General features: G+C 57.1%; 24 protein-coding genes and 1 tRNA gene. 9 read left to right on the forward strand and 16 right to left on the reverse strand.

Features of this window, described 5'->3' with window-relative positions:
- Nucleotides 1-10 precede the first annotated feature (10 nt).
- The 7 genes from AC2FJB_RS16745 to AC2FJB_RS16775 all read right to left on the reverse strand — a co-directional run bounded on the left by AC2FJB_RS16745 (nt 11) and on the right by AC2FJB_RS16775 (nt 6,380).
- Complete coding sequence (locus AC2FJB_RS16745; RefSeq protein ID WP_496719694.1) at nt 11-991, reverse strand: zinc-dependent alcohol dehydrogenase; 981 nt, start codon at nt 989-991, stop codon at nt 11-13.
- Nucleotides 988-1,749, reverse strand: coding sequence for an SDR family NAD(P)-dependent oxidoreductase (locus AC2FJB_RS16750; protein WP_496719692.1), 762 nt, complete (start codon nt 1,747-1,749; stop codon nt 988-990). The genes AC2FJB_RS16745 and AC2FJB_RS16750 overlap by 4 nt, the downstream gene beginning before the upstream one ends.
- Nucleotides 1,742-3,049: a histidinol dehydrogenase gene (gene hisD / locus AC2FJB_RS16755; protein ID WP_117868904.1), complete on the reverse strand. Its 1,308-nt coding sequence runs from the start codon at nt 3,047-3,049 to the stop codon at nt 1,742-1,744. Before hisD ends, AC2FJB_RS16750 begins: the two co-directional genes overlap by 8 nt.
- 12 nt (nt 3,050-3,061) lie before the next feature.
- Nucleotides 3,062-4,390, reverse strand: a complete 1,329-nt coding sequence (locus AC2FJB_RS16760; RefSeq protein ID WP_117868903.1) for a TRAP transporter large permease — start codon at nt 4,388-4,390, stop codon at nt 3,062-3,064.
- Between the two features lie 11 nt (nt 4,391-4,401).
- Entirely contained in the window at nt 4,402-4,914 is a 513-nt protein-coding gene (locus tag AC2FJB_RS16765; RefSeq protein ID WP_117868902.1) for a TRAP transporter small permease, read from the reverse strand.
- A 111-nt stretch (nt 4,915-5,025) separates the two neighbouring features.
- Complete coding sequence (locus AC2FJB_RS16770) at nt 5,026-6,171, reverse strand: TRAP transporter substrate-binding protein (RefSeq protein ID WP_299893561.1); 1,146 nt, start codon at nt 6,169-6,171, stop codon at nt 5,026-5,028.
- A gap of 23 nt (nt 6,172-6,194) precedes the next feature.
- Complete coding sequence (locus AC2FJB_RS16775) at nt 6,195-6,380, reverse strand: hypothetical protein (protein ID WP_117868900.1); 186 nt, start codon at nt 6,378-6,380, stop codon at nt 6,195-6,197.
- A 134-nt stretch (nt 6,381-6,514) separates the two neighbouring features.
- Here AC2FJB_RS16775 and AC2FJB_RS16780 point away from each other — a divergent pair, with 134 nt between their 5' ends.
- On the forward strand, nt 6,515-7,537 hold the full coding sequence (locus AC2FJB_RS16780) for a LacI family DNA-binding transcriptional regulator (protein WP_496719689.1): 1,023 nt from the start codon (nt 6,515-6,517) through the stop codon (nt 7,535-7,537).
- Nucleotides 7,538-7,673: 136 nt separating this feature from the next.
- Here the strand turns inward: AC2FJB_RS16780 and AC2FJB_RS16785 are convergent.
- The 6 genes from AC2FJB_RS16785 to AC2FJB_RS16810 form a co-directional block, all read right to left on the reverse strand.
- Nucleotides 7,674-7,747, reverse strand: a tRNA-Gly gene (locus AC2FJB_RS16785).
- A gap of 71 nt (nt 7,748-7,818) precedes the next feature.
- On the reverse strand, nt 7,819-8,646 hold the full coding sequence (locus tag AC2FJB_RS16790; RefSeq protein ID WP_496719687.1) for a polyphosphate kinase 2 family protein: 828 nt from the start codon (nt 8,644-8,646) through the stop codon (nt 7,819-7,821).
- Between the two features lie 126 nt (nt 8,647-8,772).
- Nucleotides 8,773-9,834 (reverse strand): methyltetrahydrofolate cobalamin methyltransferase, encoded by a 1,062-nt coding sequence (locus AC2FJB_RS16795; RefSeq protein ID WP_299893566.1) that lies wholly within the window; start codon nt 9,832-9,834, stop codon nt 8,773-8,775.
- A 9-nt stretch (nt 9,835-9,843) separates the two neighbouring features.
- Nucleotides 9,844-10,770, reverse strand: coding sequence for a methylenetetrahydrofolate reductase (locus AC2FJB_RS16800; protein WP_496676027.1), 927 nt, complete (start codon nt 10,768-10,770; stop codon nt 9,844-9,846).
- A 25-nt stretch (nt 10,771-10,795) separates the two neighbouring features.
- Nucleotides 10,796-11,092, reverse strand: a complete 297-nt coding sequence (locus AC2FJB_RS16805; protein ID WP_117868895.1) for a virulence factor — start codon at nt 11,090-11,092, stop codon at nt 10,796-10,798.
- A gap of 248 nt (nt 11,093-11,340) precedes the next feature.
- Nucleotides 11,341-13,227: a PhoX family protein gene (locus AC2FJB_RS16810; RefSeq protein WP_496719685.1), complete on the reverse strand. Its 1,887-nt coding sequence runs from the start codon at nt 13,225-13,227 to the stop codon at nt 11,341-11,343.
- A 190-nt stretch (nt 13,228-13,417) separates the two neighbouring features.
- Between AC2FJB_RS16810 and AC2FJB_RS16815 the strand changes: the two genes are divergently transcribed.
- Nucleotides 13,418-14,530, forward strand: a complete 1,113-nt coding sequence (locus tag AC2FJB_RS16815; protein WP_117868893.1) for a Ppx/GppA phosphatase family protein — start codon at nt 13,418-13,420, stop codon at nt 14,528-14,530.
- Nucleotides 14,530-15,252, forward strand: coding sequence for an RlmE family RNA methyltransferase (locus AC2FJB_RS16820; protein ID WP_117868892.1), 723 nt, complete (start codon nt 14,530-14,532; stop codon nt 15,250-15,252). Before AC2FJB_RS16815 ends, AC2FJB_RS16820 begins: the two co-directional genes overlap by 1 nt.
- Here the strand turns inward: AC2FJB_RS16820 and AC2FJB_RS16825 are convergent.
- From AC2FJB_RS16825 to AC2FJB_RS16835, 3 genes are all read right to left on the reverse strand, one after another.
- Nucleotides 15,249-15,440: a hypothetical protein gene (locus tag AC2FJB_RS16825; RefSeq protein WP_496719682.1), complete on the reverse strand. Its 192-nt coding sequence runs from the start codon at nt 15,438-15,440 to the stop codon at nt 15,249-15,251. The two genes, AC2FJB_RS16820 and AC2FJB_RS16825, sit on opposite strands and share 4 nt — an antisense overlap.
- A gap of 87 nt (nt 15,441-15,527) precedes the next feature.
- Nucleotides 15,528-17,429: a cytochrome c3 family protein gene (locus AC2FJB_RS16830; protein ID WP_496719680.1), complete on the reverse strand. Its 1,902-nt coding sequence runs from the start codon at nt 17,427-17,429 to the stop codon at nt 15,528-15,530.
- The gene (locus tag AC2FJB_RS16835; RefSeq protein WP_496719678.1) at nt 17,426-18,292 is read right to left on the reverse strand and encodes a YihY/virulence factor BrkB family protein; all 867 of its coding nucleotides are present in this window, start codon (nt 18,290-18,292) and stop codon (nt 17,426-17,428) included. The genes AC2FJB_RS16830 and AC2FJB_RS16835 overlap by 4 nt, the downstream gene beginning before the upstream one ends.
- Before the next feature lie 170 nt (nt 18,293-18,462).
- Here AC2FJB_RS16835 and AC2FJB_RS16840 point away from each other — a divergent pair, with 170 nt between their 5' ends.
- The 6 genes from AC2FJB_RS16840 to AC2FJB_RS16865 all read left to right on the forward strand — a co-directional run bounded on the left by AC2FJB_RS16840 (nt 18,463) and on the right by AC2FJB_RS16865 (nt 24,176).
- Nucleotides 18,463-19,548 carry an AI-2E family transporter gene (locus tag AC2FJB_RS16840; protein ID WP_299637725.1) on the forward strand — a complete coding sequence of 362 codons (1,086 nt, stop codon included), beginning with the start codon at nt 18,463-18,465 and terminating at the stop codon, nt 19,546-19,548.
- Nucleotides 19,549-19,551: 3 nt separating this feature from the next.
- Entirely contained in the window at nt 19,552-20,664 is a 1,113-nt protein-coding gene (locus AC2FJB_RS16845; RefSeq protein WP_496719676.1) for an acetoin utilization protein AcuC, read from the forward strand.
- A gap of 116 nt (nt 20,665-20,780) precedes the next feature.
- Nucleotides 20,781-21,758 (forward strand): AAA family ATPase, encoded by a 978-nt coding sequence (locus AC2FJB_RS16850; RefSeq protein ID WP_496719674.1) that lies wholly within the window; start codon nt 20,781-20,783, stop codon nt 21,756-21,758.
- Nucleotides 21,759-21,775: 17 nt separating this feature from the next.
- Complete coding sequence (locus AC2FJB_RS16855; RefSeq protein ID WP_496719672.1) at nt 21,776-22,723, forward strand: DUF58 domain-containing protein; 948 nt, start codon at nt 21,776-21,778, stop codon at nt 22,721-22,723.
- Complete coding sequence (locus tag AC2FJB_RS16860; RefSeq protein WP_496719671.1) at nt 22,720-23,193, forward strand: DUF4381 domain-containing protein; 474 nt, start codon at nt 22,720-22,722, stop codon at nt 23,191-23,193. The genes AC2FJB_RS16855 and AC2FJB_RS16860 overlap by 4 nt, the downstream gene beginning before the upstream one ends.
- Nucleotides 23,193-24,176: a VWA domain-containing protein gene (locus tag AC2FJB_RS16865; RefSeq protein ID WP_496719669.1), complete on the forward strand. Its 984-nt coding sequence runs from the start codon at nt 23,193-23,195 to the stop codon at nt 24,174-24,176. The genes AC2FJB_RS16860 and AC2FJB_RS16865 overlap by 1 nt, the downstream gene beginning before the upstream one ends.
- The last annotated feature ends 2 nt before the right edge of the window (nt 24,177-24,178 follow it).

The following is a 24,178-nucleotide window of genomic DNA, read 5'->3' on the forward strand; positions in this document are numbered from 1 at the left end:
TCTGTCAGTTCTATACCCAGGGCCTCAGGATAATCTTGGGTGCGGCCACAGCGCCAGATCGGATATCGCAAAACGCTTGCGCGCCGTCGGCCAGGGCTCGTTCTTCAATCCAATCCAGAGCCCCCAGCCGCCCGTCAAAGATAGCCTGAGCCGTCTGGCGAAAGTCTTTGGCGGTGTATGTGTAAGTCCCGATGAATGTGATTTCCTGCAAGGTCATCCGACGAATGTCCAGACCACCGGCATCTTCACCCAAACCCACATGCGCGATCACGCCCCCCGGCTCGGCCAGGGCCGAGGCAACTGACCGCGTCACGGCATATCCCACAGCGTCTATGACCAATGGGTAAGTCCCTTTGGCTGAACCCTCCAGCGCGAAGCTTTCGATTTTCGCCAAGTAGTTCCGACGTAGCTCATTTGGTTCCGCGATGGTAACATCGTCGACGCCCATTGCTCGCAAGGCCAAGGCCGCCGCAAGGCCGATGGCCCCACCGCCGATCACCAATGCGCGACGGTCCATCGCTGGATGCAGAGCCGCGATCCCTAGCCGGGCAGTATGCCAGCTTACCGCCAAAGGTTCAGCTAGCGCAGCTTTGGCAAACGAAATACCTTGCGGTACTTCGACAAGATTGCTGGCAGGCATGGTGACATATTGAGCAAACGCCCCTTCACGCGGCGGCATCGAGATGATCTGGCGATCCGGGCACAGGTTTTCACGACCAGCTAGGCAGGCCGCGCATTGACCGCAGCTGACCAGCGGGTTGATTGTCACACGATCACCGGCGCGTTTCCCGTCAACAATCACACCAGCTGCCTCGTGCCCAAGGATCAGGGGCGCCGGACGACGCGCATCATGGCCCAGATAGGCGTGCATGTCCGACCCGCAGATGCCGACCGCCTCGACCCGGATAAGGTGTTCCGAAGCCCCCGGTTGGGCATCCGGCACATCACCGAACACCATCTGTTCCACACCTTGATAAACCAGCGCCTTCATTTGGCCGTGAACCCTCCATCAACCATAAGAACCTGCCCAGTGACATAGTCGGACGCTTTTGAGCACAAAAACAGAATCGGTCCATTGATGTCCTGCATCTGTCCATTGCGCCCAATGCAGGTTTGTGCGGCGTTCCGCTCTGCGCGTTCGGGGTCGTCGAATACGGCCTGCGTTAGTTCGGTGGGAAAGAAACCCGGACCAATCGCATTGGCGGTAATGCCGAAGGGCGACCATGCCTCGGCCATCGCCCGGGTCAGTTGTCCGATCCCGGCCTTGGTGGCCCCATATGCAATTCCGCCCGGAAACGCGCGCGTTGTTTGCAGCGAGGCAAAATTGACGATACGCCCCCATCCCTTCTTTTTCATCTCGGGCACCATGGCCTGACTGAGGAAAAACGGCGCGCTGAGGTTCAGGGAAAGCGTGGTATCCCATCCTTCAGGAGTAACATCGTCGGCAGCCTCGCGTGTGTTGACCCCAGCCGCATGTACAATGATGTCCGTTGCTCCAAACTTCGAGTTGATCGTCTGCACCAGCTCGCCCATTCCGTCACGATCCGAAACATCGGCGATCACCGCTTCTGCGCTGTCGCCGATCTCGGCCTGCATCTGCGCCAGGGCGTCGCCGCGCCGGGCCACGCCGACAACATTCGCGCCGGCTGCGGCAAGCGTCCGCGCGACCTGCCGCCCCAGCCCCGAACTGGCGCCGGTAATACAAGCCACCCGGCCCGTCAGGTCAAACAATGCGTGCGGGTCATCCATCGGCGGTCAGGTCAAACGTTTCATCCGGGAAATACTTGGCCAGACGCACATCCGCCGCACGGGCATGACCTTCCATACCTTCCAGTCGGGAAATCCGTGCGGTGGCTTCGGCGATGGATTTCGATCCTTCACGCGTGGCCCGCTGCCAGGTGACGATCTTCATGTATTTGTGAACGCTCAAACCACCGGTATAGCTGGCCGCACCTGACGTTGGCAGAACATGGTTCGTCCCGGTTGCCTTGTCTCCGTATGAAACTGTTGTCTCTTCGCCCAAAAACAGCGAGCCATAACACGTCAAGCGATCCAGCCACCAATCCAGATCCTCGGCCTGAACCGTCAGGTGCTCTGGTGCATATTCATCGGAACAGGCGGCCATCTCTTCACGGTCGGAACAGACAATGACTTCGGCATAGTCGCGCCACGCGGCCGAGGCATTTTCCCGGTTCAGTTCTGGCAGATCGTTGATCAAAACCGGAACCAACTCCATCACTTTCTGTGCAAGGTCGCGATCGTCCGTCACCAGCCAGACGGGCGAGTTGTACCCGTGTTCGGCCTGACTGACCAAATCGGTTGCCACCACATGGGCGTCCGCGGAACTGTCGGCTAGGATCAGGCTGTCGGTCGGACCCGCGATCATGTCGATACCAACCTTGCCGTAGAGAATGCGTTTGGCCTCAGCCACGAACTGGTTGCCCGGCCCCACGAGGATATTGGCGCGCGGCAGTCCGAAAAGGCCATAGGTCATGGCGGCCACGCCCTGTACACCACCCATGGCCAGAATGCTGTCGGCTCCGCAAATATGCGCGGCATAGACAATTGCAGGCGCAACACCCTCGCCCGGTCGCGGAGGAGAACAGGCGGTGATATGACGGCACCCGGCGACCTTGGCCGTTGTCACTGTCATAATCGCGCTGGCGATATGGCTGTATCGCCCACCGGGAACGTAGCATCCTGCCGCATCCACTGGGATCGCCTTTTGCCCCGCAACGAAACCGGGAACGATCTCCATCTGTACGTCCGACACGGTTGCCTTCTGCGTTTCCGCAAAGCGCCGAACATTGTCATGGGCAAACCGGATATCGGCCTTCAGCTTTTCGGGCACCAGCGCGATGGCTGCATCAATCTCGTCCTGCGTCATCAGGACATTTCCTTCGAACTTGTCGAACTTGACTGCATATTCCAGCGCTTTGGCATCGCCACCGGCCTCGATATCGGCAAGGATGGTCTTGACCGTATCATGCACCTCCGAGGCATGTGATTGAGCGGTTAAAGTCGCCTTTTTCAAATATTCACGAGGCATGTTCAGCAGGTCCTATTGGTAGATTTCAGGAAGCAAGGTAGTCGACACAGCAGGCACGTAGGCGATCAGGATCACCACGATGAGCATGGTCAATACGAAAGGAACGGCCCGCGCGGCAATCTTCAGAATGGACTCACCGGTAATGCCAGATACGACGAACAGGTTCAGACCCAATGGCGGCGTGATAAAGCCCACTCCCAGCGCGGTGATCATCATGATGCAGAACTGGATTTCATTCATGCCGATATTGTCGGCCAGCGGTTTCAGAATCGGTGCCAGGATCACGATGTTTGGCGTTGTCTCCATCACACAGCCCGCTGCGATCAGGATACCGATCATCAACAGGATCAGAAGATACGGATCGTCAGTCATTGATGTCACAGATGCCACGAACCCTTGAGGAACACCCATAATCGCCAGAGCCTCGGCCAGTGGGGCCGAAAAGGCGATGATGGGCAGGATTACCCCGTTCACCTTGGCCGAACTGACCAGCATCGAAGGAAAGTCTGCCAGTGACAGCGTGCGCAGGATGAAGCCCATGACTATGGTGACAACAACGGCCGTTGCGCCCGCCTCGGTCGGCGTCAGGCGACCCGAAAAAATGCCGTAGAAGATGATCCCCGGCACGATGAATGCGTACCAGCCCGACTTTAGCGCCTTGCCCAGATTGGACAGCCATTCACCCATCGTCATCACGCCGCCGCCCTCGTAGGCATAGAGGCGGTTCATGATGATGTTGGTGATCAAGATAGACACCAAGATGGCCAGACCCGGGATCAATGCCGCCAGAAAGAGGGTCGAGGCAGATATACCCAGCACAAGCCCGATGATGATATAGGCGATCGATGGTGGGATCAGGATGCCGGTACAGGCCCCCGCCGCGACCAGAGCACAGGCGTAGGGGCGCGGATACCCGCTTTCCACCAATCGGTTGATTGTCATCCGACCAACCGCCGCCGCCCCGGCAGCATCCGACCCTGAAATCGCGGCAAACATACCACAGACCAGAACCGTTGCCGAACCGAACCCGCCTTTGGCGAAGCACGTCAGCGCCTCGGCAACATCAAGGAATTTGCGCGACAGACCGGTCCGCACCAAAACGTCCCCGGTCAGGATGAACAATGGCACAGCCGTAAGGGCAAATGCGTCGATACCTGTGAACAGGCTTTCTCCGACCAGGCTGAGCGGCAGGTCCCCGGACATGACCAGCATCACGATCGCGGCTGTTCCAATGGCGGCCCAAACCGGCACGGCCAAGGCGATCAGACCAACGAACAGGATGACTGGCAGGTAAAAATCCCAGCCCAGTTCAACGGTTTGATTGAGGGAGTTCCAAAGCATCCGTGTTCTCCTCAGTCAAACAGCTTGTCGCCTTCGAAGACGGGGGTGCCGTCACGAAGAGATTTCAGGTCACGCAGGAAGGATTGGATCAGCCGCCATATCATCAGGGCAAACCCAGTGGGCACAGCCATAAGGAACCAAACTTTCGATACCCGAAGCCCATCCGTGACCGAACCGAATTTGGCCGAAACATGAACCGCCTCATACGACCAGTACAGCGCGATGATGGCCACGCCGAACATCACGAGATCGCCGAATATATAGAGCAGCGCTTTGGGGCGCGGCCCGATGTAGTGCATGATCACATCGATCCGGATATGGGCCCGTTCTTTCACCGCAGCCGCGGCACCAATCCAGGCGAGGTAGATGAAGGAATACCGAACAATTTCCTCGCCCCAGATCGACGAATAGGCAAAAATCTCGCGCCGCAGCACCTCGATGGCCATGGTGATAACCAGCATCACGTAGAACACCAGCAGCAACCAGCGCTCTGCGTTCCGGTCTATGTTTTGAAGAATGGTCATCTGATCCTCCGGCGAAAGGACAGCCACGCCCGCGCCTGTCGTGGCGGGTTGTTGTCGGGCTGACTGCAAGAAAAGGTCGTGGACGCCCGTCAGGCGTCCACCGGTTTGGCTTTAGGCGTCGTGGACGTAGTATTTGCCCTGAGTGCCGGCTGCTTCGACAAGTTTCTCGAAGTTGTCCATCGATCCGGCCAATTCCGTCTTGAACGGGTCCCAGTCGGCGTTCTGATACCCGCCTGCATCCTGCCATTCCGCCAGTTGATCGTCACTCAGCGAGTGGAACTGCACCCCTGCCTTGTTCAGCTCGGCCATCGCATAAGCCCGAGCCGACGGAACCTTGGACAGGTTCTGATGGCTGGTCATTTCCGACCCCCACATGATGCCTTCCTGTACATCGGCGGGCATCGAGTTGAACCATTCCAGGTTACAGGAATAAACTTGGCTGTCCGGGACCGCCTGCGTGAAGGTGACATGGCTGAGGATATCCTTGAAACCAAAGACATAGAGCGCGCCAACCGATGGATCGAGCGCGTCCGCAACGCCCTGCTTGATGGCCGACGGGGTCTCGCCCCAGGCTACGGGCGTCGGGTTGGCACCGACCATGCGATAGTACTGTTGCAGCATCTTCGATCCCGGCACGCGGAACTTGATCCCGCTCATATCACCGGGGGTGAGCACTGCATTGCCGCCCTGACGAACCGCAACGACGCGCGGGTCGATGTTTACATAGAACAGAGCCTTGAATCCTGCGGCCTCGACCTTGGGGTGAACCTCATTTTTCCACGTGTCAGAATGGACAAGGTTGGTAAAACGCTGGTTCGAGCCGCACAGGTACGGCATGTTGATCAGGTCGACTGTCGACGCGAATGGCGCAAAGTTTGACAGCGAATGTTGCGCTGCTTGAATGGTGCCGCCCTGCACCTTCTGGACCAGTGCGCCACCCGCACCAAGCTGACCGCCGGGGGCCAGTTTGACATAGACCTTTCCGTTTGTGGCGTTCTGAATGTTCTCCTTCAGATCCAGCTGCATGATCGGGTAGCTGCGCGACGCGCCAAGCACATAGGCCGTGGCCACCGTCATCACGTGGTCTGCGGCCTTCTCTCGCTCGCTCTCTTCCTTCGCGGTCTGCGCGGCAGCCTCAGAAGACCACAAAACGCCCCCTGCCCCGGCGACTAATGCGGCCGTGAATGCGCCACTGGCGCTCAGTTTTAGAAAATTGCGGCGCTCGGCCGATGCAAGTTCGGTCTTGTCGGTTTTCATCAATTGCCCTCCCAAGCAAAAGTTCAGCTGCCGTCTTTTGCGTTCCGGTCAGCTTCCTTTTTCAGAATTGCGACAACGAACAAGATCGAGGCCGCGAACAGAACCAACATCTCTCCAACGTCACCAAGAAACGCACTGTTCGCAAAAGCACCCAAAGCGACATTTGCGAAATAGATCGCAAAAACAATGACTGATGCAGCGAGATACATTTCCGGGACCCCCTTCAGAATCGGCTCAATTGTCTTTGTAAGCGCTTACATCGAAAATGCAAGCGCTTACATAAACGCTTTCATCCTTGGAAAAATGCGACTAACTTAGGCGAACCGAAATTGAGAGTTCGAGAATGTCAAAACATCGGTCCGCACCGACGCTGGATGACGTTGCCAAGGCAGCAGGCGTTTCAACTGCCACCGTGTCGCGGTGCCTGAACACCCCGCAACAGGTTGTCGAGGCAACGCGAAAGCGTGTTTTATCTGCCGTAGATTCCCTGGGCTACACGCCGAACTTTGCAGCGCGTGTGATGGCCGCTCGGCGTTCTTTCACTATTGGCGCTATCATCCCGACAATGGAAAACGCAATCTTTGCAAGGGGTTTGCAGGCGTTTCAAGAGGAAATCCACAAACAGGGCTACACCTTGCTGGTCTCCAGCTCAGCCTACCAGCCGGCCGCAGAAGAAGATCAGATCCGAACACTGGTTGCCCGGGGTGCTGACGGGCTTCTGCTGATCGGGCACGACCGTGACCAGCAAATCTACGACTATCTCGAACGGCAGAAAGTGCCGGCCCTGGTTGCGTGGTCCTTCCTGCCGGACAAACCCATACCTTCGATTGGATTTGACAACAGACGGGCAATGGAGGCTTTAGCGAGCAGGATCATTGAATTGGGCCACACGCGTCTGGCGACGATTTCCGGCATCAGCAAGGGAAATGATCGTGCGCGCTTGCGGATCCAAGGTATAAAAGACGCGATGTCCCAACATGGCCTGTCGCAAAACGATCTGGTCGTGACCGAAACCTCCTACGAGATTGAAAATGGTGCCGAGGCATTCAAGCACCTCATGTCGAGCGACAGCCCGCCATCCGCGGTTTTGTGCGGCAACGACGTTCTGGCAGTCGGCGCGGTACGGCAAGCTCAGCAGATGGGACTTCGGGTGCCCGAAGATGTCTCCATCACCGGATTTGATGATATCGAGCTTGCGCGCATCGTCGCCCCTGCACTGACAACTGTTCATGTCCCTCATCGTGAAATGGGACGCAAGGCTGCTTTGGCGTTGATACAGATGATCGAATCCAACTCACCCGGCACATCCGTCGAACTGCCAACCCACATCGTAGGCAGAGAGTCTCTGCTTGGCCTCAACAGGTAACGCCGGCTTAGTCATTCCGTTGAACAGGACCATCGAAATACGCGCCATCTTAAAGATACTGAGATCCGGGAAGGCGGCGATGAGGCCGCAATGCGTCTTTTTTTTGACTAATTAACAACGTCTTACAGATTGTTTCTGGAGCGGGTAGCGGGAATCGAACCCGCGCGTTCAGCTTGGGAAGCTGACAGGCTACCATTACATCATACCCGCCGCGCCAACTGAAATAACATCAGAGCATCCGAACGATCAAGTCAGATCGTCGTCCACCTTCATCAAGGGTTTTACTCGGTTCGCGCCCGCAGGCTGTCGATCAGGGACTGGTCGACATCCAAGGCGGCGCCCGCCGCCTCCAAAGTTCGGCGATCGAGATGCTGGGGGTTCAGATCAACCCCTTGTGAAAACGCTTCAACAATGGCCTTCATGGCTGTGATCCGCGCATATTTCTTGTTGTTGGATGGGATCACGTGCCAAGGGGCTATTTCTGTCGACGTCCGTGCCAGCATTTCGTCAACGGCCACTTCCGCGACATCCCATTTTTCACGGTTTCTGAAATCTTCGTAAGTCAGCTTCCAACGTTTCATCGGGTTTGTCAGACGCTCGGTAAAACGGCGCATCTGCTCTTCTTGTGAAATGTGGAAGAACAGTTTTACAATCCTGGTCCCGTCATCAACCAGCATTCGTTCGAAATCATTGATTTCCTGATACGCGGCCCGCCAGCGCGTTTCCGGGGTCAGTTTTTCAATTCGCTCCACCAGAACCCGACCATACCAGCTGCGGTCGAAAGCGGAAATCGCACCGGACGGCGGCAGGCGTTCCCAGAACCGCAGCAGATAATGCCGGTTAAGGTAGTAGTTTCGGGGCGCGCCGATGGGCCAAACCTTGAAGCTGCGCGGGTCCAAAGCCTGACTGATCCGGCGAATGGTTCCCCCTTTTCCGGCAGCGTCCCAGCCTTCGAACACCAACACGCCCTTAATCCCGTGAAACAGATAGGCTTGCTGAATTCTGGCCAACCTTGTCTGCAATTCGACCAGCTGATCGAAATAGTTCCTTTTATTCAGCCTTTTGTTCAAATCTGCATCTGAGAGCTTTGGGGGATGATGTTTCCTCATGCTGGCACCTGATCGTTGCATCCTGGATCAGGGTATTCTGAAACCTTGGGGCAAATCGGCATTGATCAGGGTCAAATGCAAAAGGCCGGGCACAGGGCCCGGCCTTTGCAGTCTGTTCCGCCTCAATCAGGCGCGGCGGCGGCGGCCACCGCCGCGACGACCACCTGCGGGGCCTGCGGCACCCGCCTCGTCCGGCGCTTTGTTGAACTTGATCCACTCACCGCCATGGGGGTCATTATTGGTCAGCAGGTTGGCGGCGCGAATGGCCTCCATTTCCTTACCCGCGCGCGGCTTGGTCGAACCCAGGCCGAACAACTGACAGAAGGTTTCATCATCCATGTCCGCAGGCAGAATGACACCCTTGGCTTCAATCTCGGCCTTTTTCTCAGCGATCTTCTTGGGCCCTACAGGCAAGGCAACAGGGTTCATGATTGCCGAGGTCATACCAGCGCCCATCGCCATTGGAAGGAAAGCGTTATTGATGCCGTGGCGATTTGGCAGGCCGAACGACACGTTGGACGCACCACAGGTGGTGTTTACGCCCAGCTCTTCGCGCAAGCGACGGACCAGCGCGAACACCTGCAGACCAGCAGTTGCCATCGCACCGATGGGCATGACCAGCGGGTCGACCACGATGTCATGCGCAGGTATGCCGAAATCAGCCGCGCGCTCGACAATCTTCTTGGCCACTTCGAAACGCACATCGGGATCTTCCGAGATACCGGTGTCATCGTTCGAGATCGCAACAACCGGGACGTTGTATTTCTTGACCAGCGGCAGAACCAGCTCCAGACGCTCTTCTTCGCCGGTGACCGAGTTCAGCAGCGGACGGCCCTCGGCCGCCGCCAGACCCGCTTCCAGCGCACCTGGAACCGACGAGTCGATGCACAGCGGTACTTCGACCAGCCCCTGAACCAGTTCGACAATCTTGCGCATCAGCGGCGGCTCGGTCTCGTTCGGATTGGGGTTCGAGTTATAGACAACGCCCGCATTGATATCCAGAACGGTTGCTCCCGCAGCTACCTGCGCCAGCGCGTCTTTCTCGACGGTCGAGAAATCGCCCGCTTCCAGCTCGGCGGCCAGTTTCTTGCGGCCAGTCGGGTTGATCCGCTCACCGATCACGCAGAACGGTTCGTCAAAGCCCAGGACGGCTGTTTTTGTTTTTGATTCTACGACTGTACGCGTCATGTCCGTTCCTTAGGAGTTTACAGGCTGTGCAGAGGCACCGCCGTTATTGATGGCCCAGTTGGCGTTGGTCTTGATGCCGCCAAGTGGGAAGAAGTGTACGTTGGTGATGTTGAAATCCGGGTTGGCCGCTTTGTGGTTGGCAAGTTCGGTCACAACATCGGTCGGCTCGTAGGGCAACAACAGCTTCGACACGTCCATGGCACGCTTTTGCAGCACCTTCAGAGACGGGCCAACACCGCACGCGATGGCGAACTTGATCAGAGTCTGCAGCTTGGCCGGACCGGCGATACCGATATGGATCGGCAGATCAATTCCGGATTCTTTCAGGCTGTCGGCCCAGGCGATGATCGGCTTGGCGTCAAATGCGAACTGGGTGGCCAGCGCCATTTCGGCGTCCGTGGTCTCGTTGAACTTCTGTTTCCAGCGCAACGCGTCATCGACGTTTCTGGTCGAGCCGTCCGGGTCAATGTCCTTGTTGCCTTCGGGATGACCGGCCACGTGCAGGCGCTTGAATCCCGCCTTGTCGAACAGACCGGTTTCCAGCAACTGCATCGAACTGTCGAAATCGCCGTGCGGATTGGCAACACCACCGGCCAGCAACAACGCCTGTTCGACACCTGCTTCGCCCTGGTACATGGCGATCCAGTTTTCCAGGGTGGCCGCGTCTTTGATGATCCGCGCCGGAAAGTGCGGCATCACCGGATAACCCTCGGCCGCGATCCGCTTGGCGGTCTTGACCATATCCTCGATCGGAGTGCCCTCGATATGGGCGATGTACACGCGTGTTCCCTCGGGCAGCAGCGGGCGGAAATCCTCGACCTTTTCGGCGGTGCGCGGCATCACCTCGATCGAATAGCCCTGCAAAAAGGCTTCGACGGTCGGATTTACTGGGCCGTTTTCGACCACATCACGTTTCTTGAAGTTCAGCAAAGCCATTTCGGCCTCCCATAAAGTCTGGGGCTCATGCCCAACCGTCATTGGCGATCAACGCTTTGACGCGGTCCTGATCGTATTCCGTTTCCAGACGCACAGCTTCGGCTTCGGCAATCTCGGCAGGATCGCCTTCGACCGCGAAAGGTTCGGCTTTGCGCCATTCGGCCAGATAGGCATCACTGTCCTTGGCGTTCACCTTCATCGCGGCACGGTCGATGGCTTGTTCAAACCGTTCTTCCAACTGCCGCTTTGCGCCACGACGGCCTTTGCCGACGATGACCTGAGCGGGAATGTCGCGCCAATACACGATGGTGACGTCAGGCATTGCTGTGATTCCTCCTAACCCGATGGGCCGGTTCTAAACTTCAATGTAGGCTTGGGTCGGTCGATTTTCGACACACGGCGCTTTCCAAACGACGTTTTGCGCCTACTGTAGGGTACGTGGCTTTTACCCAGTTTTCCGGAAAACGCGCATATCATAATTCTCATCGTCACTATGAAAGTGCTGCATGAAAAAGAAAAACCCCGGACGGAAGAAACCGTCCGAGGCATGAATTGATGGGCCAAATGGCTTTAACCGACTAGACCGCCATCCTCGCGAGTAATGGCGATAATGGCCGAACGCGGCACCGAGTCAGCGCCTTCAGGCCAGTGGCTGTTGCCGTCTTCGCCCGGGTGCTGAATGCCGACAAACATTGTGCGGCGATCTGGAGACCAGCTGAGACCGGTGACCTCGCACTCATTCGGGCCAACCAGAAAGCGGCGAATTTCGCCCGTGACAGGGTCACCTGCCAGCATCTGGTTATTGCCCTGACCGGCGAAATCCCCTTCGTTTCCATAGTTTCCGTCGGTTTGAATCCAGAGCAAACCATTGGTGTCGAATTTCAATCCGTCGGGTGAATTGAACATGTTGTCGGCGTTCACGTTCTCGGATCCGGCATAGGCATTTTCATGCACGGTGGGATTGCCTGCCAGCACGTACAGATCCCAGCCGAAGCCGGCAGCGGTATGATCACCACCGTCCGGTCGCCAACGCACGATCTGACCGTAATTGTTCTTGTCCCGCGGGTTCGGGCCGTTGGCCGAGGTATCGTCGCCCCCTGCATTCGGTTTGACACCACGGTTCTTGTTGTTGGTCAGACAGCAATAGACTTCGGGTGCATTCGGGTTTGATGCCACCCATTCCGGGCGGTCCATTGTCGTGCCACCAACGGCCGAAGCGGCTTGACGCGTGTGGATGCAAACCTCGGCCTGCGATGCAAGCCCGCTGGTTTCAGGTGTCAGATCGATCCACTCACCGGTGCCGTCATCGTTGAACTTGGCGACCGAAAGCGTTCCATTCTCAAGCAGCGCATTCGTGTCCACCCCGGCTGCGTAAACGCCATCGGAAACGAAGCGGTACAGGAATTCTCCGCGTTCATCATCGCCCATGTAGACCACGACGCGACCATCGTTGTTGACCACGGTTTCCGCGTTCTCGTGCTTGAAGCGCCCAAGCGCTGTCAGCTTGCGCGGTGTCGATGTCGGGTCGGTCGGGTCAATTTCGACGACATATCCGGCACGGTTTGGTTCATTGGGGTTTTTGGAAACGTCGAAACGGTCGTCGATCTTGGCCCAGCCGTAGCCCCAATCGCTTGCCGATACTCCATAGCGTTTAAGTTCAGGGCTGGTTTCGTGGTTTTCATCCTCAGCCGAGAAGTAACCATTGAAGTTCTCTTCACAGGCCAGATACGTGCCCCAAGGTGTCATGCCATTTCCGCAATTGTTCCATGTTCCCTTGCACGTCATGCCGGACGGATCGGCGGCGGTCTTCATAAGGTCGTGACCCGCGGCCGGACCGGTGATGGTCATTTCGGTCTGCGGTGTAACACGGCGGTTATACGGGCTGTCCTTTACGATACCCCATTTTCCATCTCTGTTGGCAATTTCCACAATGGTAACGCCATGGGCCATCATGCCTTTGGCAACGTCGTCATCGGATGCTGCCTTGGCGTCCGGATTGTTGCCCCAAAGAATGTCGCGGTTGGTATACTCGTTGTTCACCACCAGCAGAACATGACCGTCGTGGTAAAACACATCCTGGCCATCCGTGTTGTCACCAAATGCGCGTTCCTGACTGGCTGCCGTGCCTCGGGTGGCATGATTGAATTCAGGCACATCCGACCACAGCGGATCACCCCAGCGCACTATGACATCGGCTTTATAACCCGAAGGAACAATCACTTCGTCGGCCGTCGAAACCGGAATCGCCTCGAACGAGAAACGATCTGCCGCAGCGCGCGCAGTAGTCGGCAGAATCGAGCCGCCAACGGCAGCGAAACTGCCCATCGCCAGGACGCCACCCATGAATCCGCGACGCGACAACGCGCGCTCGACAACGCGGTCAAAGTCACATTCTTCAGGTCGCGGGCTTATGATTTCATCGTATTCATCAAAGGAAAGGGTGTGATCGTCTTTCATGTTAATCTCCATATCTGTCCATATCTGGCTGTAAGCTCGAAAAGAATCCTGCTGAGGGTTCCATGAATGCCCATCGCACCTGAGTATGAACGGCATGTGACACGCACGTTAATTTCAAAATTGAAATCACTTGCACGTCGGCAATCCCCCGCCTAGGGTCGGGGTAACTCGAAAATCGGAGGGCGTAACGATGGCGCCCAAGCGTCCCAAAGGTGCGGGCGCGTTCCCGAAAGCGGTCGAAAGCCCCGCGCCGGCAAGACCCGATCCGGATGCTCTTTATGCGGCACTGGATTTGGGTACAAATAGTTGCCGCATGTTGATCGCCCAGCCCAAGGGCAGTGGGTTCCATGTGGTAGACAGCTTCTCCAAATCCGTGCAATTGGGCGCGGGTCTGGAACGCACCGGGCGGCTGTCGCGGGCGTCCATGTCGCGTACCGTTCAGGCTTTGCGAATCTGTCAGCAAAAGCTGAAACGCAACAAGGTCAGACGGATGCGTCTGATCGCGACCGAGGCGTGCCGCCGCGCCAAGAACTCGCGCGAATTCATCCGGCAGGTGAAGCGCGAAACCGGCCTTACGCTTGAAATAATTCAGCCCGAGGAAGAAGCCCGTCTGGCAGTGATTTCCTGTGCCCCGCTGGTTTCAACCAAGACCGAGCAGTTGCTGGTCGTCGATATAGGAGGTGGCTCGACCGAATTGGTCTGGATAGACATCTCGTCCGTTCCGCGTCGCGACCGGCCAGCAGCAATCATGCGGCTGCACCACGGGTTTCACCCTGCCGACAGCCCCTTTCCGGCGGCAAAGGTCGTTGATTGGATCAGTGTGCCGCTGGGAGTTGCCACGCTGAGGGACCAGTTCAATGATGTCGAGAATGACGCCGCCCGTTTTGCGTTGATGAGTTGGTTTTTCGAGGAAAACCTTGCCGATTTTGCACCCTATAAGGACGAACAGGCGCGCGTAGGGTTTCAGATCGTCGGCACCAGCGGCACAGTCACTACTGTTGCGGCCTCTCATCTGGGCCTCAAGCGATATGACCGGACCAAAGTGGACGGGCTGCGCATGACCAGCGATCAGATTGACAAGGTCATACGCGGGTATTTAGAACTCGGCCCTCATGGGCGGCGCCGGGACCCTCGAATTGGTGAAGACCGGCAAGCCCTGATCATGTCCGGTTCGGCCATATTGCAGGCTTTGCTCCGTTGCTGGCCCACTGACCGCCTTTCGGTGGCGGACCGGGGGCTGCGCGAGGGTTTGCTGTATGCGCAGATGAGCGCGGACGGTGTATTGGAAGACGGACCGTTCTGATGGCGAAGACACCAAGTGGAAAAAACAACTCGGGCCGCGGGCAGCGCGACCTGAAGGTGAAGGTCAAAACAGCACGTGGGCGAAAGCTCAGCTCGACCCGTTGGCTCGAACGGCAGTTGAACGATCCTTATGTAAAACGCGCTCAGGCCGATGGATATCGTGGGCGAGCGGCATATAAAATTCTGGAACTGGACGACAAATTCCGCTTTCTGGTGCCCGGCGCGCGCGTGGTGGATTTGGGTTGCGCGCCTGGTGGCTGGTGTCAGGTCGCCGTCAAGCGGGTGAACGCGCTTGGCGAGAAATCAGGCAAACGGGTCGGATCGGTGCTGGGCATTGACCTGCAAGAGGTCGAACCGGTCGCTGGCGCCGAAATCCATGTTCTGGACTTCATGGAAGATGACGCCGACCAGAAGGTTAAAGACTGGCTGGACGGCAAGGCAGACGTAGTGATGTCGGATATGGCTGCGGCATCATCTGGTCACAAACAGACCGATCACCTGCGAATCATGGCGCTGTGTGAAGCGGCAGCTTATTTCGCGTTTGACGTTCTGGAAGAAGGCGGAACCTTCGTAGCCAAGGTTCTCGCCGGTGGTGCCGAAGGCGATCTGCAAAAACTGCTAAAGCAGAAGTTTCAGAAAGTTGCCAACGTCAAACCGCCTGCGTCACGCTCGGACAGTTCGGAAAAATTCGTTGTTGCAACAGGGTTTCGCGGCGATTCTTAATCATCCAACCGAATGCGATTTCCGCTCAGGCGTTGTTCGCGCAACGACGTGGCCGCCATGCCCTGCAACATCAATGTGTCACCATGGGTCAGGTATACAGGTTCGCGGCTGCGCAACTCTTCAATACGTTGCGCCAACGAAATAGATCGTACATCCGTTTTTCTCTGCTTTGACACTTCAATAGACATCCATCACCTCTGAACAGCACACCTGAAATGTTGTTAGCGGGGAATCTTGCCGTGAAGATGGAGCAAATCGGGCACGTATATGCCGGTTCAAGGGCTGAGTTGTTGCGACAATTGCCGCAGTGCCGGATCATCGGGCAACTTGTCCAATGCCTCTTGCAAGGCGGCTCGCGCAGCTTCCGGACCGCGATTGATCTGCACCAATTGCACGAGCATAGGCCACGCCTCGGCCCGCTGCGGGTCCAGCGTCACAACTTCGCGAAAGGCCTGTTCCGCCGCAGGAGCGTTGCGAAGCGTCAACGCCATGCCCCCCAGTACAAGGTGGGTTTCCGGGGCATCCAGCCTATTCGAAATCGACTCCTGCCATTCTGACATGCCCTTCCCGGTTAAAGCCCGTTGCTGAGGTGTCAAAGCCTGCGGAGGAATACTCAGGAACTCTTTGGCGGCAGCGATGCGCACGTTTCGCAAAGGATCAGACAATAAGGGCTCAAGTCTTTGCACCTGATCTGTCGCGCTGGCCTGACGCTGTAGCGCCACTGCATTCGCTCGTATCAGCGGGTCATCTTCTTGCAAAAGCGGCGCCGTGACAGCGGCCATCTCTGGCGAGCCAAACGGCTGCATAAGATATGCGGCGGTCGCTCTCACAATCCCCGGCTGCGACGCATCCATTGCAACGGAAAGCAAACCCTCGGGCGTGTCGAGCTGCCCTTCGGTCGCAGCCTTGAAAACCGTCCCGTAATGCGCGCTCCGATTTGGCGAGCCTGGGAACCAATCCTTTATCTGGTCGGCAGCCCAAGCTTGATCTTCGCCCTGATGGCAGTCTGTGCAGGCATCAACGCCCAGCCCCAGATCCGGTCGCGGTATGCGAAAGCTGTGATCGCGTCGACCGTCGACACCCATGTAGGTCCGCTCGATCATATGGCAGCTTTTGCACTGCGCCCCTTCGCTGTCTGCCGGATGTTTGTGATGCTCGGGGGTGTCGTACTCCTTGAGGTCAAGGGTCGGGAACTCCGGGTTTCCGGCGGATGAATGGCACTGCGTGCAAACTCCATTTCCTTCGGCCTTCAACTCTGCGCTGTGCGGTTCGTGACAGTTCATGCATCCCACGCCCTGCGCGTACATCTTGGATTGCAGGAACGATCCATAGACGTAAACCTCATCCAGTATCTGCCCGTCAGGATGATACGAACCGGGGCGCAGCACAGCCAGATTATACGCATCATGATACGGGGTTCCCGGAACCGGGTTTCCATTGCCATGCGCCTCGCGCCGGGAATGGCATCCGGCGCATTGCTGTATTTCTTCTTCGGCCCGCCCTTTGCCCCAACTCATCAGAAAGCCGGCGTCGCCCAGGCCATCTGAAGACCCCTGTTCTTGGACCCAATCGATATGTGCAGACCCCGGCCCATGGCAGGCCTCGCACCCAACCCCGATCTCGACCTGTTGAGAGGTGTAGGTTCTGGTTTGAGGATCGTAGTTTTTTTCAAATCCCGTGGCGTGACACTCGGCGCAGCGCGCGTTCCAGCTCTTGTAGGGGCCCGTCCAATGCAACCCGTCATCAGGCGGCAGGTCCTGATCAGGATACAGGTGATACCAGCGCTTTTGCTCGGTATCCCAAACCACGTCAAAACTTTGCAACCGGCCCGGTTCAGTCTCAAAAAGGTATTGCTGCAAGGGTTCGATTCCAACGACGGAATGAACGTCATACTCCGTCGTTACACCGTCCGTTTCCGTTACACTGGCCGAGAACCTGCCTGCCTCACGTTTGAACTGCACGGCCATACCGTCATGATCGAACCGGGTTCCGTCAAAATCGGCCGCAAGAGCGCCGTCAGTGGTATCTGTCCACGCCAGCGCATGGTGTGACCCAGCCCAGGCTTCGGCTTCTTGTTGATGACAGTCGGTACACTGATCTGAACCTACATACTCTGGCGTCTGCGCCTGAATTTCGCCAGCGATTGCAAGGCAGGCCAGTATCAGGGCAAATCTCATGCCATATCTCCTTCAGAGGCTTTTTGCAGATCAATCAATGCACCATTGTATTCGGCCCCCAAAATCAGGATCGCGGAATAGAGATACAGGAAAATCAATGCCGCCATAGCCCCCGCCAATCCAGCATAGGTGGCGCTGTAGGTGGCGAACTGGCTGATATAAATTGAAAAAGCCCATCCACCGGCCGCCCACAAGGCCAAAGTCAGCAGGACGCCGGGCAGAATTTGCATCAGGCTGTGCCTGCGGGTTGGCAGCACAAGATGTGCCAGAAGAACCGTGCCCGCTGGAACCGCCACGGTAAACGTCCAGCGCAGGCGATCCACTGAAAACCAGTTGGCCACGGCACCTTCTGTGTGTTCGGCCACCAGTTTCGTATAGACTGGCAAAACCACCTCGACCGCGGCGATGATCAAAATGGCCGCCCCGCCCAGAATGACCAGCACCAGGCAGAGCAGCCGGGTTTTCCAGAATGGCCAACTGTCCTCGTCGTGGTAGGCCTGGTTCATGGCTGCACGCACGGCGGCCACGCCGTTGGAGGCAAAATAAATCGCCAGCAGACCACCCAAGGTGATAACACCCGAGCCGGATCCGGCCAGAACGGCCCGCAGTTCGGCCACGATGGGATCGGCGACATCATTGGGCCACGCTCCGAAAATCAGGTCAATCAACTCATCCGTGACATAGCCTTGCGACAACGCCCCTGCCAGCGCCACGGTGAACAGCACAAAAGGAAACAGCGCCATCATCAGCGACATGGCGACATGGCTGCTCATGACAAAGCCGTTCTTTCTGCTGAACCGGCGGATCGACAGCCAAAGCGCCTGAACAGGTCGGCCAAACAGGGGATTCGCGGCAGTGGTCATGCTGCAACCCTAACCTGCCGAAATGGAACACAGAACCCGTCATCAATATCTATTTGGCGAATGAGGGCCAACAAACGCCTGAACGCATTGCATAAACAAGACCTCGCGTGCAGGATTGGGTCACGCAGGATGGGAAATGGGCACTGCTTTTGCCAGACACAGGATACCGAATGACCCCGGATCAAGAAGACATCACGGTAAGACCCAGGCTTCGACTGTCCGTTGTCCGGGATACATGCATCATCGCGACACTGATCGTGCTGGGCCTCTATGCCGGTGCGAACTTCCTGATCCCGCTTGCCATGGCGCTACTGGTCAATGTTCTGATCATAGCGCTGAGCGATCGCGTCGTAGCCGTGACCCGCGCTCCGGTCTGGCTGGCCAATGTCGCCGGTGTGACCGTCGTACTGGCGGGTTTGTTCATGATCATGTACGTGCTGGGCAGTCAGGCAACGCAATTTGCTCGCTCCGTCAGCACCTATGAAAATCAGTTTGATGGTGCGGTCGAGCGTGTAACGGGACTGGTCGGCAACGACGTGACCACCTTCATTCGTGACAATCTGGTCAGTATCGACATGTCCTATGTCGCACGCGTATTGCTGGGCAGCGCCACCTCATTGTTGAACCAGTTTTTCCTGATCAGCCTGTATGTCGCCTTTCTTATGGCCGAACGACTGGCGTTTCGGAAAAAGATCCAACTGGCGGCCGGAGATCCCGTCGCCGCAGCCGAGTTTTCCACCATGCTCGATGCGATTTCGGTCAGCTTGCAGCGTTATGTCGGCGTCAAAACCCTGATCAGCCTGATAACGGCAACCATCAGCTACACGGTTTTCCGCTCGCTTGGTCTGGAATACGCGGAAACCTGGGCCGTACTGACCTTTGCCCTGAACTTCATCCCCTCGATCGGTTCGATCATAGCCGTGTTTTTTCCGGCCATGATCGCACTTGTTCAATTCGAAACGATCATCCCCTTCCTGGTCATCGTGCTGGGATGTGGAACGATCCAATTCCTGATCGGCAATTTCCTTGATCCGGCCATGCTTGGTCGATCCCTGAACATGTCGACCTTTCTTGTCATTCTGGCACTGACCTTCTGGACAACGGTCTGGGGCCTGATCGGTGCGTTTCTGAGTGTGCCTCTGACAGTATGCATCCTGATCGTTTTCAGCCACATCCCGGCACTTCGGCCGGTCGCCATTCTGATGTCTCTGGATGGCAGGTTGGGCGAGGATAACAGTCAGGCCACAACAAGCTAGGTCATGAAGCGCCCCCTTTTCATCGGATCGGATATCTACCGCAACTCGACCTACGGTTCAAAGCACCCGCTGGCCATCCCGCGGGTTTCAACCGTCATCGATCTGTGTCGCGAACTGGGTTGGTTGACGTCCGAGAACTACCGCGTCAGCCCCTGCGCAAAACCCGGTGTATTGGAAACGTTTCATACGCCGGACTATATCGCCGCCCTGCAAAAGGCGGAAGCGGACCAGCATGTCACGGACGAAACACGGAAAAGATACGGTTTGGGGACTCTGTCGAACCCGGTCTTCGCCGAGATGTACCGCCGACCTGCAACCGCTGCCGGTGGTTCCATGTTGGCCGCCGAACTGATCCGGGACGGCGGGATCGTTTTCAACCCTGCGGGCGGTACACACCACGGCCTTGCGGACCGGGCGAACGGGTTTTGCTATCTGAATGATCCGGTTCTGGCGATACAGTCCCTTTTGAACACTGGCATAGAGCGCGTGGTCTATGTCGACATCGACGCCCATCATTGCGACGGGGTTGAACTTGCGTTTCACGGGTCGGACAGAGTCCGGATGATCTCGGTCCATGAGGCGCGGCGATGGCCATTCACGGGCCAACTTGAGGAAGACGCCGGTGGCGCGGCCTTCAACCTGCCCGTTCCAAGACATCTGAACGACGACGAATTTGCCGCCATTCTGGATCAATTGATCCTGCCAGCGACCGAAGCGTTCAAACCGCAAGCGATTGTCCTGCAATGCGGAGCCGACGCCGTGGCCGAAGACCCGCTTTCGCGTTTGACCCTGTCCAACAACGCGCATTGGCGAACGGTCGCGGCGCTGAAGTCTCTTTCGCCTCGTTTTCTGGTTCTGGGTGGCGGTGGATACAATCCCTGGTCCGTGGGACGCTTGTGGAGCGGCGTTTGGGCCACCCTGAATGATTTCGAAGTTCCTGACACACTTGACGTCGGTGCACAGAAAACCCTGCGGGATCTGACCTGGAGCAGGGCCGCAGGACAGGCGCCTCAACCCCACTGGCTGGACAGTTTGCGAGACGCGCCAAACATCGGGCCCATACGACAGGAACTGAGGAACGATTTGCGCCACCTCACCCCCAGGCATTCACAGTAGATCGGTCCGTCAAAGCCTGCTAACATTCCGACATTTCGGGATATTCCTGACCGGCTTAACCCCTGTTCCGTTATCACTTCAATTCTTCCAGTTTGGCACCGATTGGACCACCACCCATGAATGCACTTAATCAGATACTTGATCTCAAGGCCCGCATGGGCCAGTCCATCATCGGGCAAACCGAGGTCATCGACCGACTGGTGATCGGGATGCTGGCCAACGGAAACCTTCTGATCGAAGGTCTGCCCGGATTGGCCAAAACACGTGCAGTCAAGGCGATGGCACGCAATCTGGATGCGGATTTCAGCAGGATCCAGTTCACGCCTGATCTGCTGCCTTCAGACGTGACGGGAACCGAGGTGTTTCAACAGAGTGATGAGGGCGGCACCTTTCGCTTTGAACCCGGTCCGATCTTTGCCAACATCGTCCTCGCTGACGAGATCAACAGGGCACCGGCAAAGGTACAGGCCGCATTGCTGGAAGCGATGGAAGAACGGCAGGTCACGGTATCCGGAACCACCCACAAAATGGAACCATTGTTCATCGTGATGGCAACCCAGAACCCCATTGAACAAGAAGGCACCTATCCCCTGCCCGAAGCGCAGATGGACCGGTTCCTGATGCATGTTCAGATCACCTATTCGCCGGTCGAGGATGAGGTTGAAGTGATCCGACTGGTACGGGGCGAGGAGATCGCGGCCGGGAAAGGCGCGTCAAGCGAGCCACCACCGACGATCCCGCAGGACGCCGTTTTTGCAGCGCGTTCGGAAATTGGGCAGATCCATGTTTCGGATGCAATGGACCGCTATATGGCCGATCTGGTTCAGGCGACCCGGACGCCTGCGGCGCTCAGCGAAGAACTGGCCAGCTGGATCGAAATCGGCGCCAGCCCGCGTGCCTCATTGGCATTGGACAAATGCGGTCGAGCGCATGCGTGGATGAACCAGCGCGATTATGTGGACCCTGCGGATATTCGAGCCATAGCACATGACGTGTTCCGTCACCGCATCACGCTGAGTTTTGAGGCGCAGGGGAACGCCAAAACGGCAGATGACGTGATCGCGGAAATCCTGCGTCTCGTCGCGCTGCCCTGACGGTTCGGGTTGGCCGGGTGCATCAATCCACAACATATCCCGATGATCCCCGCATTCACGTCAGTGCGGATCACCTCTTGCGTCTGGAACCGCATTCTCGTGCTCTGAGCTTTTTGCCACGTCAGCCCGCCCGGTCGATCCTGAATGGAACACACGCATCACGCCTGCGCGGACGCGGCCTGAACTTCGAAGAATTGCGAAACTACCAACCGGGCGACGATATCCGCACAATTGACTGGAAAGTCACGGCGCGAACCGGGGAGCCCCATGTTAGGGTCTATACCGAGGAACGAGACCGCCCTGCCCTGCTGCTGGTCGACCAGCGCGTTTCGATGTTCTTTGGAACAGAAGTGTACATGAAGTCGGTCATCGCTGCCGAAGCTGCCGCAATCACTGCGCATCGCGTTCTCGATCAGGGCGATCGTGTTGGAGGCCTGGTCTTCAGCGACACGAGCGTTGCAGAACACAGGCCACAGCGCCGCGCTGCGGCGCTTATGCGGTTTTTGTCATCAATCGGGGCTGCCAATTCGGCCTTGCACGCTGCCTTGAACCCGCAACCAACCGTGGCTTTGAATAACATGTTGTCCGAAGCCGCGCGTATGTCCCAAACCAACGGGCTGGTTTGCCTGTTTTCCGACTGTGACGGGCTTGATGAAAGATCGGAATCCTTGCTGCGCCGTATTGCGTTCTCGAACGATCTGATCGTGTTCAATATTGCTGACAGAACAGCCAAGGTACTGGCGCCCAATCTGAAACTCACGGTCTCGGACGGGAAAGACCAGATCGAAATCGACAGTGCCGACCCCGAATTGTCCGGGAAAATTCGCAAATCCATGGAAGACAGGTTGAACCAACTGCATACTTGGTCCCGGCGATACGGTTTTCCGGTTGTTCCTTTGACAACGGCGGAACCTGCTCTGGATCAGTTGCTGTATCTGTTCGGGCATCGCGGGGGGCAGAAATGAGCATCGACACGACAGGGAAATCTCTGGTTGATCTGCTGAATATGCTCGAGCCGACACCAGAACCTGCGACTGTTTCGATGCTTCCGCAGACATGGGGGTGGTTAGCGCTGGCTGTTATTCTGCTTGGCTTTGTTGTACTAGTCAGTGTTGTTTTCGTCCGACGAAGACAGGCAAACGCGTATCGACACCATGCGCTGGCAGAGCTTGCAAACCCGGATATCACGTCGGCAAAAGTTGCCGAAATCCTTCGCCGCACCGCGTTGGTCGCATATCCGCGCAGGCAAGTCGCAGGAATTCATGGGGATGATTGGTTGAATTTCCTTTCGCAAACATCTGATGATACGAACTTTTTATCTGACATTGGGCAATCATTGATCGAAGCGCCGTACAAGGACCTTCCGCCAAACCGCGCCTTGACACAACTTGCTCGGCATTGGATCAAATCCCATAAACTGCATCGGGGAACGTGATGGTTTCCTTTTCTGCACCGTGGGTGTTTTTGCTGCTGCCGCTGCCGGTGCTGGTCTACGCCATTGCTCCACCCCGGCGGGAAACAACCGCGTCTATTCGCATTCCGTTTTTCCGCCGCGTTGCGCAAGCAGCAGGCGCCGAGCCGAAATCCGGGTCAATGATCCGCGGCCGTGCCTGGCTTCAAACCGCCAACGTGGTATTGATTTGGCTTCTGCTGGTTCTGGCGCTGGCCCGTCCGGAACGATTGGGCGACCCCATCGTTATAGAGAAATCTGCCCGAGATGTGGTTTTGGCGCTGGATATCTCTGGCTCGATGGATCAGCGGGACTTCGAGTCCGGGTCCGGTACACCGATGCAAAGGCTGGAGGCGGTCAAAGAAGTTCTGAAACAGTTCATCTCTGAAAGAGATGGCGACAGGATGGCGTTGATCATCTTCGGAACACGCGCGTTCATTCAAGCGCCCTTCACGGAAGATCTGAACAGTTTGAATGGGTTCCTGGACCAAACTCAAGTTGGCATGGCGGGTCCGAACACAGCTTTAGGCGATGCCATCGGACTTGGCATTCGAACCTTTGAGTCCAGCGAGGTTGAGCAACGCCTGATGATCGTACTCAGCGATGGCGCCGATACATCCAGTCGCATGACACCGGTCAATGCCTCGGCAATTGCTGCGGAAAAGAACGTGGTTGTCTATACGATTGGTGTCGGAGACCCGAATGCAACGGGTGAAGATCGTGTGGATTTGGAGGCTTTGAAGGACATAGCCGCGCGTACGGGCGGAGAGTATTTCTTTGCCGACGACGCCTCGGCTCTCGAACAGACCTATGAACGCATTGATGAACTAAACCCCAGAATTGTGGAAACACAAAGCTATCGGCCCAAACATAGCCTTGCCCATATTCCGTTACTATTTGCGTCGATCGTCATTATGGTCAGCATGGCCAGGTTCCATTTCACCCAGCGGCACCGCGGGGTCGTCTGACA

Source organism: Ruegeria sp. CDSC085 (assembly GCF_059610465.1).